The 14,472-nt window shown below is 50.9% G+C and carries 15 protein-coding genes; 9 read left to right on the top strand and 6 right to left on the bottom strand.

Going from position 1 to position 14,472, the window contains the following annotated elements; genetic code table 11:
- Nucleotides 1-127 precede the first annotated feature (127 nt).
- Nucleotides 128-1,651 (bottom strand): sigma 54-interacting transcriptional regulator, encoded by a 1,524-nt coding sequence (locus FJM74_RS13935; RefSeq protein ID WP_187263226.1) that lies wholly within the window; start codon nucleotides 1,649-1,651, stop codon nucleotides 128-130.
- A 130-nt stretch (nucleotides 1,652-1,781) separates the two neighbouring features.
- A complete protein-coding gene (locus FJM74_RS13930) occupies nucleotides 1,782-2,882 on the bottom strand; it encodes a vWA domain-containing protein (protein ID WP_187263225.1) in 1,101 nt (366 codons plus the stop codon).
- Nucleotides 2,883-3,148: 266 nt separating this feature from the next.
- On the opposite strand from FJM74_RS13930, the gene FJM74_RS13925 reads away from it, so the two are divergent.
- Nucleotides 3,149-3,430: a DUF427 domain-containing protein gene (locus tag FJM74_RS13925; RefSeq protein ID WP_187263224.1), complete on the top strand. Its 282-nt coding sequence runs from the start codon at nucleotides 3,149-3,151 to the stop codon at nucleotides 3,428-3,430.
- A gap of 206 nt (nucleotides 3,431-3,636) precedes the next feature.
- On the opposite strand, the gene FJM74_RS13920 is transcribed toward FJM74_RS13925, so the two are convergent.
- From FJM74_RS13920 to FJM74_RS13910, 3 genes are all read right to left on the bottom strand, one after another.
- Entirely contained in the window at nucleotides 3,637-4,614 is a 978-nt protein-coding gene (locus FJM74_RS13920) for an acyl-ACP desaturase (protein WP_187263223.1), read from the bottom strand.
- Between the two features lie 177 nt (nucleotides 4,615-4,791).
- On the bottom strand, nucleotides 4,792-5,754 hold the full coding sequence (locus tag FJM74_RS13915) for a glycosyltransferase (protein ID WP_187263222.1): 963 nt from the start codon (nucleotides 5,752-5,754) through the stop codon (nucleotides 4,792-4,794).
- Nucleotides 5,751-7,007 (bottom strand): MATE family efflux transporter, encoded by a 1,257-nt coding sequence (locus tag FJM74_RS13910; RefSeq protein ID WP_187263221.1) that lies wholly within the window; start codon nucleotides 7,005-7,007, stop codon nucleotides 5,751-5,753. Before FJM74_RS13910 ends, FJM74_RS13915 begins: the two co-directional genes overlap by 4 nt.
- Nucleotides 7,008-7,609: 602 nt before the next feature.
- On the opposite strand from FJM74_RS13910, the gene FJM74_RS13905 reads away from it, so the two are divergent.
- From FJM74_RS13905 to FJM74_RS13885, 5 genes are all read left to right on the top strand, one after another.
- Nucleotides 7,610-8,158 carry a 30S ribosomal protein S16 gene (locus FJM74_RS13905; protein WP_187263220.1) on the top strand — a complete coding sequence of 183 codons (549 nt, stop codon included), beginning with the start codon at nucleotides 7,610-7,612 and terminating at the stop codon, nucleotides 8,156-8,158.
- 11 nt (nucleotides 8,159-8,169) lie between these two features.
- Complete coding sequence (gene rimM / locus FJM74_RS13900; protein ID WP_187263219.1) at nucleotides 8,170-8,736, top strand: ribosome maturation factor RimM; 567 nt, start codon at nucleotides 8,170-8,172, stop codon at nucleotides 8,734-8,736.
- Nucleotides 8,737-8,740: 4 nt separating this feature from the next.
- Entirely contained in the window at nucleotides 8,741-9,415 is a 675-nt protein-coding gene (gene trmD, locus FJM74_RS13895) for a tRNA (guanosine(37)-N1)-methyltransferase TrmD (protein WP_187263218.1), read from the top strand.
- 355 nt (nucleotides 9,416-9,770) lie between these two features.
- Entirely contained in the window at nucleotides 9,771-10,124 is a 354-nt protein-coding gene (rplS, locus tag FJM74_RS13890) for a 50S ribosomal protein L19 (RefSeq protein WP_187263217.1), read from the top strand.
- Nucleotides 10,125-10,282: 158 nt separating this feature from the next.
- Nucleotides 10,283-10,864, top strand: coding sequence for an inorganic diphosphatase (locus FJM74_RS13885; RefSeq protein ID WP_194350009.1), 582 nt, complete (start codon nucleotides 10,283-10,285; stop codon nucleotides 10,862-10,864).
- Nucleotides 10,865-11,203: 339 nt separating this feature from the next.
- On the opposite strand, the gene FJM74_RS13880 is transcribed toward FJM74_RS13885, so the two are convergent.
- The gene (locus FJM74_RS13880) at nucleotides 11,204-11,911 is read right to left on the bottom strand and encodes a DNA repair ATPase (protein ID WP_241739158.1); all 708 of its coding nucleotides are present in this window, start codon (nucleotides 11,909-11,911) and stop codon (nucleotides 11,204-11,206) included.
- Nucleotides 11,912-12,127: 216 nt separating this feature from the next.
- Here FJM74_RS13880 and FJM74_RS13875 point away from each other — a divergent pair, with 216 nt between their 5' ends.
- The 3 genes from FJM74_RS13875 (at nucleotide 12,128) to FJM74_RS13865 (ending at nucleotide 14,236) form a co-directional block, all read left to right on the top strand.
- Entirely contained in the window at nucleotides 12,128-12,535 is a 408-nt protein-coding gene (locus FJM74_RS13875; RefSeq protein WP_187263216.1) for a 6-pyruvoyl trahydropterin synthase family protein, read from the top strand.
- Nucleotides 12,498-13,193: a GTP cyclohydrolase I FolE gene (gene folE, locus FJM74_RS13870; RefSeq protein ID WP_241739156.1), complete on the top strand. Its 696-nt coding sequence runs from the start codon at nucleotides 12,498-12,500 to the stop codon at nucleotides 13,191-13,193. The genes FJM74_RS13875 and folE overlap by 38 nt, the downstream gene beginning before the upstream one ends.
- 128 nt (nucleotides 13,194-13,321) lie before the next feature.
- Nucleotides 13,322-14,236 carry a TIGR01777 family oxidoreductase gene (locus FJM74_RS13865; RefSeq protein ID WP_187263215.1) on the top strand — a complete coding sequence of 305 codons (915 nt, stop codon included), beginning with the start codon at nucleotides 13,322-13,324 and terminating at the stop codon, nucleotides 14,234-14,236.
- Nucleotides 14,237-14,472 lie beyond the last annotated feature (236 nt).

Below are 14,472 nucleotides of genomic sequence, written 5' to 3'. Positions count from 1 at the left end.
CCGAGGACAGGGACTGGGGCAAAGACGAGTAAAGCAATTAATTTGGGTATCATCTGGTTAAATGAGAAGAGGCAGAACATCGCCGCCGATTCCTGCCTCTTCTCACTGCCCGAAATACCTGTCTTAATCAATAGGAATCGTCATCGTCCTCTTCGCCGAAGCTTGGCATGGTAAACATGCCACTGAGCAGGTCTTTGAACTGGAGGCCGGTGCTCAGCCTGTTTTTGCTGATCTGGCTATGCTCCGCTAGTCCGTGCAGGGCAAATTCCATCATAAAGAGCTTCTCTTTTGCATTCTTTTTCGGCTGATTCTTTTCCGCCAGCTCTGCTAAACCAGGCACGCTGTTCAGGGCTTTGGCATACTCCGCATCAGAGGCATCGCTCAGGATATCGAGTTTGTTGCCGTCGCCGAACCAGTCTACTATCTTTTTGTACGGGTTGGCGCCGTTTTTGGTCTTTTTGGCTTTATCGGGGTCCGGGAAATATTTCAGGAACTGCGACCGGATGGCCTTGCCCATCAGTACCTGCGCCACATGACCAGCCCCCTCCTGCTCGCCCTCGTACACCAGTTCCACCTTGCCGGTTACGGCCGGTATGGTGTTCATGAAATCAGATACGCGCACATAAGTAGAGGTTTCGCCGTTGAGCAGAGCCCGCCGCTCGGCAGCGCTCAGCAGGTTCTCGAAGGCAGAGATAGTGAGGCGCGCCGACACACCGCTTTTGGCATCTACGTACTCGCTCTCCCGTGCCTCAAAGGCAACTTGCTCAATCAGGTCGCCTACCAGGTCGTTGAGCTGCACCAGTTGCTCCTGCTCCTCTTTAATATGTGCTTCCTGCCGGGTTATTTTCTTCCCGACTTCAATGGATTTAGGATAGTGCGTAATAATCTGGCTGTCGATGCGGTCTTTCAGTGGCGTGACAATGGAGCCCCGGTTGGTGTAATCTTCCGGGTTGGCCGTGAAAACGAACTGGATATCAAGCGGCAGGCGCACCTTGAAACCCCGTATCTGAATATCGCCTTCCTGCAAAATGTTAAACAGCGCCACCTGTATGCGTGCCTGCAGATCCGGGATCTCGTTGATCACGAAAATGCCCCGGTGCGAACGTGGGATCAGTCCGAAATGAATCACCCGCTCGTCAGAATAAGGCAGTTTCATAGTGGCGGCTTTTATCGGGTCGGCATCTCCGATCAGGTCGGCCACCGATACATCGGGCGTAGCCAGCTTTTCGGTATAGCGCTCGTTGCGGTGCATCCAGGCAATCGGGGTGTCGTCGCCGTGCTCGTGCAACTGGTCCTTGGCAAACCGCGACAGGGGCTGCAGCGGATCGTCGTTCAGTTCGGAGCCTTTGACTACCGGAATGTATTCATCCAACAAGTCCACCATCATACGGGCAATGCGGGTTTTAGCCTGCCCCCGCAGGCCCAGCAGGTTAATGTGGTGCATTGAGAGGATGGCCCGCTGCATGTCCGGGATCACGGTTTCTTCGTAGCCCCAGATACCCGGAAAGGCATCTTCCTTGTTCCGCAGTTTCCGGATCAGGTTGTTCCGCAGCTCTTGCTTTACAGTTTGGGGTTGGTAGCCGGCTGCCTTCAGCTGGCCCAGTGTCTTTATCTTGAGTAAGTTTTCAGAAGGAATCTCTCTGTAGTGCATTTATTCGTTTGGTTGCAAATGTTAACTGACACGAGTAACAGGACAAAAAATGCTATTGAGCAAGGCACCAGCCTCACCTGTCCGCACTGATAATCCTTTTATATTTATGTAAGCTGATGCAAAGTTAAGTTTAAAAGGTTTTCCGGCGGTTCTGGCGGTAGTCTTTAAACACCAGGTGCCCCAGCCCCTTCAGGCTGCTGTAGTACGCCTGCCCGTTGTTCACTTTCGTAAACTCATCTACGAACTGCTGCAGGTACGGGTCGGTGGCGATCATAAAGGTAGTGATCGGAATTTTGAGTTTCCGGCACTGCGCCGCCAGGTTAATGGTTTTGTTCACCACCTTACGGTCCAGGCCAAAGCTGTTTTTATAGTAGCGCAGCCCCTCTTTGAGGCAGGTCGGCTTGCCGTCGGTGATCATGAAGATCTGCTTGTTCGGGGTTTTGCGCTTGCGCAGAATGTCCATGGCCAGTTCCAGGCCTGCCACGGTGTTGGTATGGTAAGGCCCGACTTCCAGGTAAGGCAGATCCTTGATCTCGATCTGCCAGGCATCGTTGCCGAACACGATCACATCAAGCGTATCTTTGGGGTATTTCTGCTTTACGAGCTCCGCCAACGCCATGGCCACTTTTTTGGCGGGGGTAATACGGTCTTCGCCGTACAGGATCATGGAGTGGGAGATGTCGATCATCAGCACGGTAGAGGCCTGTGTTTTGTGCTCCGTTTCGGTTACCTCCAGGTCCTGCTCGGTGAGCATAAAGTCGGAGAGACCGTGGTTTATCTGGGCATTGCGGAGCGAGTCGGTCATGGAGATCTGCTCTATGGCATCGCCAAACCGGTATTCCCGCTGATCGGTGCTGGCTTCGTCGCCTACGCCGGTGTGGGGAGTGGCATGGGTGCCTTTTGTTCCTTTCTTCAGCTTACCGAAAATTTCCTCTAGGGCGCTCTTCCGGATTTGCTGCTCACTTTTGGCCGTGATCTTAAAGGTGCCCTGTCGCTGCGGGTCCTCGTCCAGGTAGCCTTTCTTCTTCAGGTCTTCAATAAAATCGCCCATGCCATACTGGTCGTTGGTCAGGTTGTATTGCTTGTCCAGAGAGTTCAGCCAGGCTAGCGCCTCTGCCACATCGCCGGATGTGATGGTGATCAGCTGCATAAACAGCTTGAGCAGCGATTCGAAGCCATTATTCTCCTCGGGTGCTGGTATATATTCTGAAAATCGAAATCCTAAACTCATAACATACTTCTTTCTAAGAACTTGACGCGGGTTTTACGGGCAGATCATGTAGTGCCTGTCAGGCTTGGGCCCACTCACCACCGGCCGCTGTATCAGAACAAATTAACTACTGCACTTGTTCTACATCCTCCCAAATCCTGCTCCTGCGGCGGTGGTTCCTGTCGTATACGTCACTGCCAATTTATCAACTAAAACAACTCTTTGGTTGATGGAATAGTAAATACTAAACATTATTTATGAGAAATGAAAATTTACACCCCAAAACTATGAAAGCAATTTGGAATAATGTGGTTGTTGCTGATAGCGATGACACGGTAAAACTGGAAGGAAACTACTATTTTCCGGAGAACACAGTGAAGCAGGAGTACCTGGAGCGGAGCCAGACCTACACGCATTGCCCCTGGAAAGGCGAGGCCTCCTACTACCACGTGAAAGTGAATGGCGAAGTGAACACAGATGCCGCCTGGTACTACCCGGAGCCTAAAGAAGCCGCCTCTGAGATAAAACACCATATTGCCTTCTGGAAAGGTGTGGTAATGCAAGAATAGGGAATATCAGGCGCTTTTTGAGTAAAAAGCGCACCATCTCCATAAAAACAGGAGGGCCTGCCACATGTTGTAGCAGGCCCTCCTGTTTTTATGGACTGTAAGTCAGTCTAGTGCTTATTCAATTTAGGAATTAGAAATTATGGTAAAGCTACTTTTGAATAGCTTAATGAGCATCAAACCTTTCTAAAAATCAAATTGGAGGAGCATTAGTCGATCCAGCGGAACTTGTACTCCAGGCCTGGCGCTTTCATACGCTCTGCCACACGTTTAAGCCTGTTAGGCAAGGCCATCACATAGTCGCGGGCACGCTCGCCGGCTTCGTTCAGCCCTGTGACAGTGTCTATCTTCCACTCCACTAACAACTCTTCCAGTATCGCGGTATAGTCGTGGGCGGTGTACACGCCGATTCGCTGGGCGGCGTCGGTAAAGTGCCCGAAGGTCTTGCCGATCTCTACACCAAGCTCGCGCATGTAGTGGGCCGGCATCACGATCTTTTTGCGCATCATATCTTCGAAGGCCAGCATCATCTCGTTCGGGTCAGCCTCGAAGATTTTTCCTACAAACGATTTATAGGCTTTGGCATGGCGCGCCTCATCGGCTGCCACATGGCCACAAAGTTTGGCCAGCATCAGGTCGCCTTGCTTTTTAGCGATCTGGGCCACACGGCGGTGCGATATATTGGTAGCTGTTTCCTGGTAGCTAGTGTATACAAAGCTGCGATAAGGGTCTCTGTCCGTCTGCAGGTCGAAACCGTCTGCAATCAGGTATTGGGTAGAGGCTTCCATCTCGCGCATGTTAATGCGGCCAGAGAGGTAAAGGTATCGGTTAAGGGCGTCGCCGTGGCGGTTTTCCTCTGCTGTCCAGCTGCGGTTCCATTTCATCCAGGGGCTATCGGGGTCCTGCGACAGTCCTTCTATTTGCATCAGCCAGCTTTCGTAGGTAGGCAGGGCTTCTTCTGTTATCGTATCTCCTACCAGTACGGCCATCAGGTCGTACGACAGGTCTTTGGCACGCTCCCGTAAGTTCTTAACTTCCTCAAAAAAAGATTCGAAACGAGAATCGGGCAGAAGATCTGCAGGTTGCCAACTATCTTCTACCGACTTTAGCAGCTCATTATATTTATCAGCAACGAAATCTTCCATCCATTTCATTACTTCTACACGGGAGGAAACAGTTGTTATCATCTTACTAGGTGTTATTTTAAAAAAATCAAATATACATATAATATCCTATACAACCAGTAGCATATTTTACAAAACTACCACTGGTTATTAGCACATCTGTAAATAGTATGTACGTAAAGGGAATAAAGGGTTATTCAAAACGCATTAATTTACTGAAATAAGCTATAAAACAAGAAGTTAATCCTTATACTTAATCTTATAATACAACTTGCGCACCAGCGTCAGGTTCACCTTCTGCTTTGTCAGGAAGAGGATTAGTTTATATAAAGGAGACAGTCCGGCAAGCTGCTGTAGCAGCCGCAACAGCTGTTCTGCCTCGGTATAGTTGGCGGTTAAATACGCATGGCGCGCCTCATACTCCAGACGTTTGGCCAGCGCTGCCCGCTCGTCAGGGGTTCGGACCAGCAGTGCGGCCTTGCGGCAGACCTTTACGGTAGAACTCAGGAGCCTGCTGCCCGCTTTATACCAGCTCCCCGACAAGGAGTTGCCATGCACCCGGCGTTTGGTCGTGACTTTATTCAAAAAGTAATATTTGTAGTTCCGGGAGGACCTCACCCAAAAATCAAAATCCTCATAAGCCAGCGTTTCGTCGTAGCCACCCAACTCCTCCAGCACCTGCCGCCGCATGAGCATGGTAGGCGGGCAGATGAAGTAGCGCTGCAGAATGTCCTTAAACACATCGCCGGATGGAGCAAAAGACATAACCTTGCCCAACTCATCGCGCTGGCAGTGGTAGCGGAGGTGGCCGGAATCATCGTCGATGTACTCGGCATCGGAGTAAAGCACGCCATAGGAGTTGTCGAGCCGGGCGAAGGCAGCCACCTGCTCGGTCACGCGGTTGGGCAGCAGCACATCGTCGGTGGCAAAATCTATGACAAATTCGCCTTTGGCCTTCCGCCAGGCCATGTTAAAAGCCGCACAATTGCCCCTGTTGTGCCCGGTGCTGATATAGGAGAGCTGCGGAAAACGCCGGCAGTAATCCTGTAGAATGGCAGGGCTGCTATCGGTGCTGCAATCGTCTACGACCAGCAGTTCCAGGTTGGGGTAGGTTTGAGCCAGTACCGAATCCAGCGCCTCGGCCAGGAAACGCTCGTGGTTGTAGCAGAGGCAGACGATTGTTACCAGCGGCAGTTGACTCATACGCGAATATACTTATTATAATACACCATACTGAAAATAAGCACCGCGCCGTAACGGATGGCGTGAGCCATGGTGATGCCTTCCAGGCCAAATGGCTCCACCAGGAAATAGACGAGCGCCATGTAAAAGAGTGCCGTAACGATCTGCCAGCCTATGTAAAGCCGCACATGCGCCCGCACCACCATCAGGTTGGTGAGCACAATGCTCCACATCCTGAAAAAATCACCGATCAACTGGTAATCGAACAGGTATTCGGCCACCACAAAATCTTCGTTGAACAGCAGTCGGAGCACCCATTCGCGCAGCAGGTAAACCAGCAGCAGCGCCACCAGCAGCCCGGGCATAACCAGGTAGAACGCAGACCGCACAAATTTCCGCAGCACATCCGGCTCATTGACCAGCGCCGCCATGCGTGGGTAATACAGCATCCCGATTACGGAGGTATATACAAGGCTGTAGTTCTCCGACACCCGCACCACCGCCTGCCAGAGCCCTGTCTCATACAGCTCAAACCGGCTGATCACGAAGTCGCGGACAAAGAAGTTGGTCAGCTTTAGACATACCACTGCACTCAGCGCCATCACCACGTATTTCCCTATTTCGAAGTAAACGGCCTGCGGCACTTTTACCCGCCGGAAACTGGCGATAAACTTTTTAAGGTACAGGACCGGCAGCATCAGAAAAAAGGTGGCGCACTGTGCCCCCAGCACCACCGGCAGCAATGCCCCCACCGACAGCTCCCCTCCCAGCAGGTACACGACCGCCAGGCCTGCCAGGCTCATGGTGCTGGTGCTCACCACATGCCATTTCAGCACCCTTTTGGAGAGCAGCATGGCCTGCAGGAACAGGTTGTAAGTGAGCAACAGGCTGCCCAGGGCAAAACTTCCTGCCCACCACCACTGCACCATGCCGGCCTCTTCCAGAAAAACTCCCAGGTAATAATCAGAAAAGGAGAAGATCAGCGCCAGCGCCACCAACACACACAGCAGGTTCAGCCAGATGCCTGCCCAAAAGTATTGCCGGTACTTTTGCGAGGTAGGGTCCTCGTTTGCCAAAAACTTAATGGTCCCGATGTTGATGCCCCCGTCGGGCACGGTGGTAACGATAGAGACCAGGTTCTGAAAGTGCGCATACAGGGTGATACCGTTCGGCCCATAGTACAGGGCAATCAGTTTATTGATGCCCAAACTCCCGATGGTTCGAATAAAGATGGAGCAGAAAGACCAGAAAGAAGATTTCAGGTGACGGAGCATGTGGCACAGCAGGTTCAGGCTGCAAAGTACTAAATTAGCCGTGGAAGAAGGAAGATCGGACAAAGATAAAAGCAGCGAGCACCCAATGTTACATAGCTTACAACCTGGTGAGAATGAACTGCTGTCAGGCACAGGTAGCCTCAACGGCAAATCCGGCCAAATTATTCTAATGAAAAAGGTCCTCCTGAAGCGCTGCTGCTGCTGCTGCTGCTGCTGTTCAACATTAGACTGCGTGGCAAAACAAAGGATCAGGGTAATTGTCACCAGGTGTAGTTTGTAACTACACCTTTCTTATTTACAGCGCAATAGCCAAAGCTGTACAGAAAGTCGAAGTGAAGGCGAATAGATGTGTCGCGAGAGAAGAATATTATAGGTGTAGTTTTAAACTACACCTAGGTGCGACCATTTTACTTATAAGAACTGTTGCCCCGCCAACCAATTATTCCAATCAAAACAGCCCTCCGGGTCTGCTGTGCCTCCTGCTGCCACTCCCCCACAACATTGATTTCCAGAAATTTGGTATATACCCGCGCTTTTCACTATCTTTGCGGTTCTAAAAAAAACTGGCGGACGGGTTCCGCCGACTTTACTTAAATAAAAAAATGGCAGTAAAAATCAGACTGGCCCGCAGAGGCCGCAAAAAGGCAGCAATCTATGATATCGTAATTGCTGACGCTCGATCACCACGTGATGGTAAGTTCATCGAGAAACTGGGTATTTACAACCCGAACACAAACCCTGCTTCTATCAACTACGACGAGGACAAAGCGTTCCAGTGGCTGATGAACGGTGCTCAACCTACCGAAACTGTAAAAGGCATGCTTTCTAGCAGTGGAATCCTTTTCAGAAAGCACCTGCAGATTGGTGTTGTAAAAGGCGCTATCACCCAGGAAACTGCTGATGCCCGTCTTGCCGAGTGGAAAGAGGCCAAAGAAGCTAAAGTTGAAAGCAAGCGTCAGGCGCTTGGAGCTACGAAAGAAGCCGCCAAGAAAGCCGCTTTCGATGCTGAGACAAAAGTGAAAGAAGCACGTGCAGAGGCCATCCGCCAGCGTGAAGCTGCTAAAGTTGCCGCTAACACACCGGCTCCTGCTGAAGCCGAAACAGAGGCTCCTGCCGAAGGCGAAGCTCCTGCTACAGAAGAACAAGCATAATTCAGGCTGCCATGAACATTGATGACTGCTTCCTGTTAGGCTATATTGTCAAGACCCATGGCACCAAGGGGCAGGTAGTGGCGTTTTTCGACGTGGACTACCCCGAAGATTATGATGATCTGGAATCAGTCTTCCTCGAACAAGGGGGAAGACTGGTTCCATTTTTTATTGAGGACATGGAGCCTCAGCAGAAAGGCCGTTTCATCATCAGGTTTGAAGAAGTAAAAACCATGGAACAGGCCGAAAAACTGCGCAACACGGCGCTGTACCTGCCACTAAACGAGCTGCCCGAACTCGAAGATGGCCAGTTCTATTTTCATGATGTGATCGGCTACCAGGTGGTGGACGAAAACCATGGGGAGCTGGGCATTGTGAAGGACTTTTACGACATGCCCCAGCAGCAGCTGATGGCCATGGAATACCTGGGCCAGGAAATGCTGGTACCCGTAATTGATGAGGTAATGCAGCGTGCCGACCACCAGGCAAAAATACTGCACGTGAGCCTGCCCGAAGGCTTGCTCGAAGTATATACCCAACCCGGCACACCCGACGATCAGGACGACGAGGAGACCGAATAACCCCATGCGCTTCGATATAATCAGTTGTCAGCCCGACTTACTGGAAAGCCCTTTCAGCCACTCTATCGTAAAAAGAGCCCAGAACAAAGGCCTCGTAGAAATCCACCTCCACGACCTGCGAAAGTTCGCCATCAACAAATACGGCCAGATAGATGATTATGCCTTTGGCGGAGGTGCTGGCATGGTGATGATGATCGAGCCGATCGACAAATGCATATCCGGACTTAGGGCCGAGCGTGATTACGACGCCATCATCTACATGACGCCCGATGGGCAGCCCCTCAACCAGAAAATAGTTAACCAGTTCTCGCTGCTCCAAAACGTGATCATTCTCTGCGGCCACTACAAGGGCGTGGACGAGCGCGTACGGCAGCAGTTTATAACGCACGAAATCAGCATCGGCGATTATGTACTTTCGGGTGGTGAGCTCGGGGCAGCCGTACTCGCCGATGCCATTATCCGGATTGTGCCAGGCGTGCTCAACGATGAGTCGTCAGCCCTGACCGATTCTTTTCAGGATGGCTTGCTGGCCCCGCCCGTATACACCCGTCCGGCCGACTACAAAGGCCTGCAGGTGCCGGAGGTGCTGCTATCCGGCGACACGCCCAGGGTAGAGCAGTGGCGCTTTGAGCAGGCCGTAGCCCGCACCCGCGAGCGCCGCCCCGATCTGCTGGACTAAAGGTAATGAGCTGATTTTTTAATGTGCTGATGTGCTAATTCATGTATGGTGAAATGGCTTAATTGTTAAATGGCTGATTTGGAAATGAATGACCATAACAGGCATTAAAACCGATCAACTCTTCACTCATTACTTTATTAAGGAAAGTCCTGCGTCTTGTGTCCTTTTTAAAAGAGCAGCAGCAAAAACGCTTCGGAGGGGCTTTTTCATTCAAATAATTACAGCATCGGGAACTAAAAGCAGCCGCTGCAACAATTTTAAACATTTTTCCTCTTAAACATTCCTAACTAAGAAATATTTATCTATCTTTGCAGTCCGAAATCTGAAGAAGATATTTAGCTTTAAGAACATAGCCATGAGCGAACTATTAAAATTAATTGAGCAGGAATCAACAGAGAAGCGTGCCTCTTTCCCTGCTTTCCAATCTGGTGATACCATTAATGTACACGTTAAGATCCGCGAAGGAAACAAAGAGCGTGTGCAGCAGTTTCAGGGTGTTGTAATCCAGCGCAAGAACATAAACACCAACGGTGAGACCTTCACTGTAAGAAAAGTGTCTAACCAAATTGGCTTAGAGCGTATTTTCCCACTTCTTTCACCTAACATCGAGAAAATTGATCTTATAAGAAGAGGTAAAGTAAGAAGAGCGCGCCTGTACTACCTGAGAGGTTTACAAGGTAAAGCTGCCAGAATCAAAGAAAGAAGATAAAAATACCTGTTTTCATAAGTATAGTTTTAGTAAGGAGGAGCCGGTTAAGTCCGACTCCTCTTTTTTTTGCTCTGTTTTTGTAACGCAGCCGGTGCAAGCGATGTAACTTTGCTGCACCGTACCTTTGTGCTGATTCAGAACCAACCATTATCCTGCCGATGAAACGCTTCACCTTTCTCCTGCTCGGGCTAGCGCTGCTCTGCTCCGCCTGCACCACAGATTATGCCAACCTGCCCACCTACACGCCCAACAAGCAACTGCAGGCCGTAGTAGAAACGCCAGCCGGCAGCAGTCATAAACTGCTCTTCGATAGGGCGACCAAAGCGTTTGTGAACGAGAAAGAGGCTGGCAAAGACCGTGTGATCCGGTTTCTGCCTTACCCGGGCAACTACGGGTTTATTCCCTCCACGGAGGTAGGCGGAAAAAGTGCCCCACTGCAAGTGCTCGTGATTGCCGAAAGCGCGGCGCCCGGCACGGTGCTGGAAATAATCCCCGTCGGTGTGCTGCAGCTCGACATCAGCGGCGAGCTGCACCCCCAGATCATAGCCATCCCGGCCCGGCCCAGCGAGCAGCTGATTACCGCCCACGACTTTGCCAGCTTCAGCAAGCGCTACCCTGCCATCAAAACAATTCTGGAGCAATGGTTCCTGCACCACAACCCGGCTGCCCCGGCGCGCCTGGGCGGCTGGCGCGACGAAAAGTTCGCCAACCAGATGATACAGCGCTGGATGAAGCTGTAACTGGCTGTTGAATAAAACTGGTTGGATGTAAAGGAGCAGTATCAGCCGGCATAATAAGCTCCGCAGGGGCTTTTTGATTAGAATAATCGGGCTTTGTAGAAACCTCGCACCGTGCGCAGTCCTTGGCTGCTGTTGCCAAGAATTTACAGCACACCTATAGGTTGATGGGTAGCTTGTTCGAACCATCTTTAAAGACTGAAGCCATTGCATAACGTCAGCAAATAGTTTGTGCAAACAGGATTAACACAAACGGCCGGCTAAGTAGCCGGCCGTTTGTGTTGAATTGAAATTTACAAAGGCAATCAATCTCCAAAAGTCTTGTGCCCTACTTCCTGATCCTTATTTAATTGCCTGCAGCTGCAGCCTCACTCCTTCCACGGACTTTTCCACTTCCAGCACCTGCTGGCGGCTGAGTTCCTGCTGGGTCACATTGGCCTCTACACTCAGCTCGAGCTGCTTCATCTCCTCCTCATTTTTGGCCAGTTCGGCCTCCAGTTCCTGTTTCTTTTTCCTGTTCTTCTCGATGCTCAGCTGCAAATCGTTGGCCTGCTTCACGACGCGGTCCTGCTCCAGCTTGGTGGTACGCAACACATCCTCTGCCTCGTTTATCTGGCGCAGCACATCCTGCCGGTATAACTTCCGGGCAAAGCCGCGCATAAAGTTCTCGGCGGCGGCATATTCGGCAGGCGTGGCACTTTTATCTACATAGGCAGTGCCCATATCCAGGCTCCACCATACGTAGCTGCCATCTTCTGCCGTGCTCCCCACCTTCGACAGCACCCGTAGCGGTGTGCTTGTAATGGTGTCGATCTGGGCATTCTCTACGGCATACACCCCTTTGCGGTACTTTAACTTGCCAGCCTTCTGCCCCAGGTGCTCCTTCCACGACTTTTCCACCACCTTCTGGTCGAGCTGCACCGTAAGCTGCTGGCCCCGCCGTGCCACCCCGTCTATGGGCTGCTCCCGCTCCTCCACCCGCACCGACTGCGCCTTCGCAAATACCGTCATCAACATCATCGCACTGGCTAAAAGTAATTTTGTTCTCATACTAAAAAAATGTCCTTATACTGTTAAAACCTTCCAGCTACTAATTTAGGTAATCAGGCTTATTTTTCGGGCAAAAAATGAATTATTTAATTTAGCGTTCATTTGATTTGCGGATCAGGCTGGCAACGCTACCTTTGTACTCTTGTAGCAACAGCTTTCTACAATGTTTTTTGTGCTAAGCCGAACATTAACCCACCCGGTGATGTTGATTAGATTATGAAACTAACCGTTTGCCGAAAAGAACATTTTAATGCCGCACACAGGCTTTACAACCAGGCCTGGTCTGACGAAAAAAATGCTGAAATTTTCGGGAAGTGCAGCAATCCGAATTACCACGGGCACAATTACGAACTAATCGTAAAGCTTAGCGGGGCCATAGACCCGGAAACGGGCTATGTCTATGACCTTAAAAAACTGAGCGACCTGCTAAAAACGGAGATTCTGGACCGGTTTGACCATAAGAACCTGAACCTGGACACTGAGGAGTTCAGGCACCTGAACCCCTCGGCCGAGAACATTGCCAGGGTTATCTGGGACATCCTCCGGCCAAATATCAGGGAAGACCTGGAACTAGCTGTAACGCTTTATGAAACTGAACGAAACTTTGTTGAATATAATGGATAAGCAGGACAAGGAGCACGATCTGGAGGCGATGGGAGACCATATCATGAGTTCGCTCGAAACACCGCTGCGCCCCGATGCCTTTGAATTGCCGGATGGAGAGAAAATAGCCATCATTGCCGCGCATTTCGAAAAAATTATGCACACCCTGGGCCTGAACCTGGCTGATGACAGCCTGAAGGGAACCCCCATGCGTGTAGCCAAAATGTACGTGGAGGAAATCTTCAGCGGCCTGAATCCTGTGAACAAGCCCCTGATCAGGCGGTTTGAGAATAAATACAAATACAACCAGATGCTGGTTGAGCGCGACATTACCGTTTATTCTTCCTGCGAGCACCATTTTGTGCCCATAATTGGCAAGGCCCACGTAGCCTATATGCCCAACGAACACGTAATAGGCTTGTCGAAGCTCAACAGGATTGTGCAGTACTATGCCCGCCGCCCACAGGTGCAGGAGCGCATGACGATGCAGATCGCCCATGAGATGAAGCAGGCGCTGAAAACAGAGAACGTGGCCGTGCTCATAGAGGCCGACCACCTCTGCGTGATGAGCCGTGGCGTAAACGACGTGAGCAGCAGCACTATTACCGCAGAGTACTCCGGCTTGTTTGAGCAGGAGCAGTACCGCAAAGAATTTCTGAGCCACATCCGTCAGAAATAAATTGTAGCCGCCACCCACCTTCACCAGAAGACATCCTTGATATAACTCTTTATAGGGCAGTGAAAACTGTTTAGTGGCCTGTATACGTATAGGCAGAACAAGATATGCTTCTAATATAAAAAGAAATTATGCCAGGTAAGATACTTATTACAGGCGGATCAGGACTGGTAGGCACCCGTTTATCAGAAATGCTGATTGATCTGGGCTATGAAGTGGCTCACCTGAGCAGAACCCCTGATAAATTCTCCAACTACAAAACCTTTAAGTGGGACATAAAAGACCCGCACATCGACGACAGCGCCATAACCTGGGCCGATTATATTGTGCACCTCTCAGGGGCAGGCATTACCGATGAGAAATGGACGGAGGAACATAAAAAGGAAATTCTCAACAGCCGGGTAGAAAGCACGCACCTGCTCTACAACTGCCTGCAGAAAGCGGACCACCATGTAAAAGGTTTCTTTGCGCCCTCTGGTATAGGCATATACGGCAACTCAGGAGACCAGCTGATGTCGGAGGAGAGCCTGTATGGCGATGATTTTCTGGCGCAGGTTTGCAAGGCCTGGGAAGGAGCCTCCTGGCAGATCCGAGATCTTGGCCTGCGTACTGTCATCTTCAGGATGGGGATTGTGCTGAGCACCAAAGGCGGCGCGCTGCCCCAACTGGCGCGCCCCATGAAGCTGATGGCCGGCGCTCCCTTAGGCTCCGGCAAACAGTACATGTCCTGGATTCATATAGACGATGCCTGCCGCCTCTTTATCAGGGCGATCGAAGATTCGCAGTTTGAGGGCGTCTATAATGCAGTGGCCCCGCACCCTGTCACCAACTCCCAATTTACAAAAGAGCTCGCCAGCGCGATGCACCGCCCCTTGGTGCTGCCTAAAGTTCCGGCATTTGCCGTAAGCCTCATGCTGGGCGAGATGAGTGAGGTCGTGTTAGGCGGGCAGCGTGTAAGTGCCAACAAGGTACTGCAAACCGGCTTCACCTTCGAGTACAGCCAGCTCGGCGATGCCCTCAATTCTTTTTTTGCAAAAGAGGTCTAGGGCTTCAGCTGCCAACACTCCGGCAAGCCTCAAGGTGCTGCAGCAACAGCAGTAGAAATCAGCTCTGGAGGGGCCTTTTGATTAGAATAATTCAGCACATAATCTTACTACATATCTCTTTCTGCGTCTCTACTCCCGTGAGCTGTTCCCTGACAGTCTCTGCTTTTGAATAATAGAATCATTTTCTGTATTTCCAAAAGAGCACTGCCATGCGACAGTGCACGGTAACGCAAAGT

Origin of the sequence: Pontibacter beigongshangensis (assembly GCF_014332515.1) — a bacterium.
GTDB classification, from domain to species: domain Bacteria; phylum Bacteroidota; class Bacteroidia; order Cytophagales; family Hymenobacteraceae; genus Pontibacter; species Pontibacter beigongshangensis.
This window is presented reverse-complemented; position numbering and strand designations above follow the sequence as displayed.

What these genes read in the sequence shown, in the direction of transcription:
- FJM74_RS13935 (WP_187263226.1), bottom strand. Translation starts at nt 1,651, where the DNA reads ATGCACTACAGAGAGATTCCTTCTGAAAACTTACTCAAGATAAAGACA.
- FJM74_RS13930 (WP_187263225.1), bottom strand. Translation starts at nt 2,882, where the DNA reads ATGAGTTTAGGATTTCGATTTTCAGAATATATACCAGCACCCGAGGAG.
- FJM74_RS13925 (WP_187263224.1), top strand. Translation starts at nt 3,149, where the DNA reads ATGAAAGCAATTTGGAATAATGTGGTTGTTGCTGATAGCGATGACACG.
- FJM74_RS13920 (WP_187263223.1), bottom strand. Translation starts at nt 4,614, where the DNA reads ATGATAACAACTGTTTCCTCCCGTGTAGAAGTAATGAAATGGATGGAA.
- FJM74_RS13915 (WP_187263222.1), bottom strand. Translation starts at nt 5,754, where the DNA reads ATGAGTCAACTGCCGCTGGTAACAATCGTCTGCCTCTGCTACAACCAC.
- FJM74_RS13910 (WP_187263221.1), bottom strand. Translation starts at nt 7,007, where the DNA reads ATGCTCCGTCACCTGAAATCTTCTTTCTGGTCTTTCTGCTCCATCTTT.
- FJM74_RS13905 (WP_187263220.1), top strand. Translation starts at nt 7,610, where the DNA reads ATGGCAGTAAAAATCAGACTGGCCCGCAGAGGCCGCAAAAAGGCAGCA.
- rimM (WP_187263219.1), top strand. Translation starts at nt 8,170, where the DNA reads ATGAACATTGATGACTGCTTCCTGTTAGGCTATATTGTCAAGACCCAT.
- trmD (WP_187263218.1), top strand. Translation starts at nt 8,741, where the DNA reads ATGCGCTTCGATATAATCAGTTGTCAGCCCGACTTACTGGAAAGCCCT.
- rplS (WP_187263217.1), top strand. Translation starts at nt 9,771, where the DNA reads ATGAGCGAACTATTAAAATTAATTGAGCAGGAATCAACAGAGAAGCGT.
- FJM74_RS13885 (WP_194350009.1), top strand. Translation starts at nt 10,283, where the DNA reads ATGAAACGCTTCACCTTTCTCCTGCTCGGGCTAGCGCTGCTCTGCTCC.
- FJM74_RS13880 (WP_241739158.1), bottom strand. Translation starts at nt 11,911, where the DNA reads ATGAGAACAAAATTACTTTTAGCCAGTGCGATGATGTTGATGACGGTA.
- FJM74_RS13875 (WP_187263216.1), top strand. Translation starts at nt 12,128, where the DNA reads ATGAAACTAACCGTTTGCCGAAAAGAACATTTTAATGCCGCACACAGG.
- folE (WP_241739156.1), top strand. Translation starts at nt 12,498, where the DNA reads ATGAAACTGAACGAAACTTTGTTGAATATAATGGATAAGCAGGACAAG.
- FJM74_RS13865 (WP_187263215.1), top strand. Translation starts at nt 13,322, where the DNA reads ATGCCAGGTAAGATACTTATTACAGGCGGATCAGGACTGGTAGGCACC.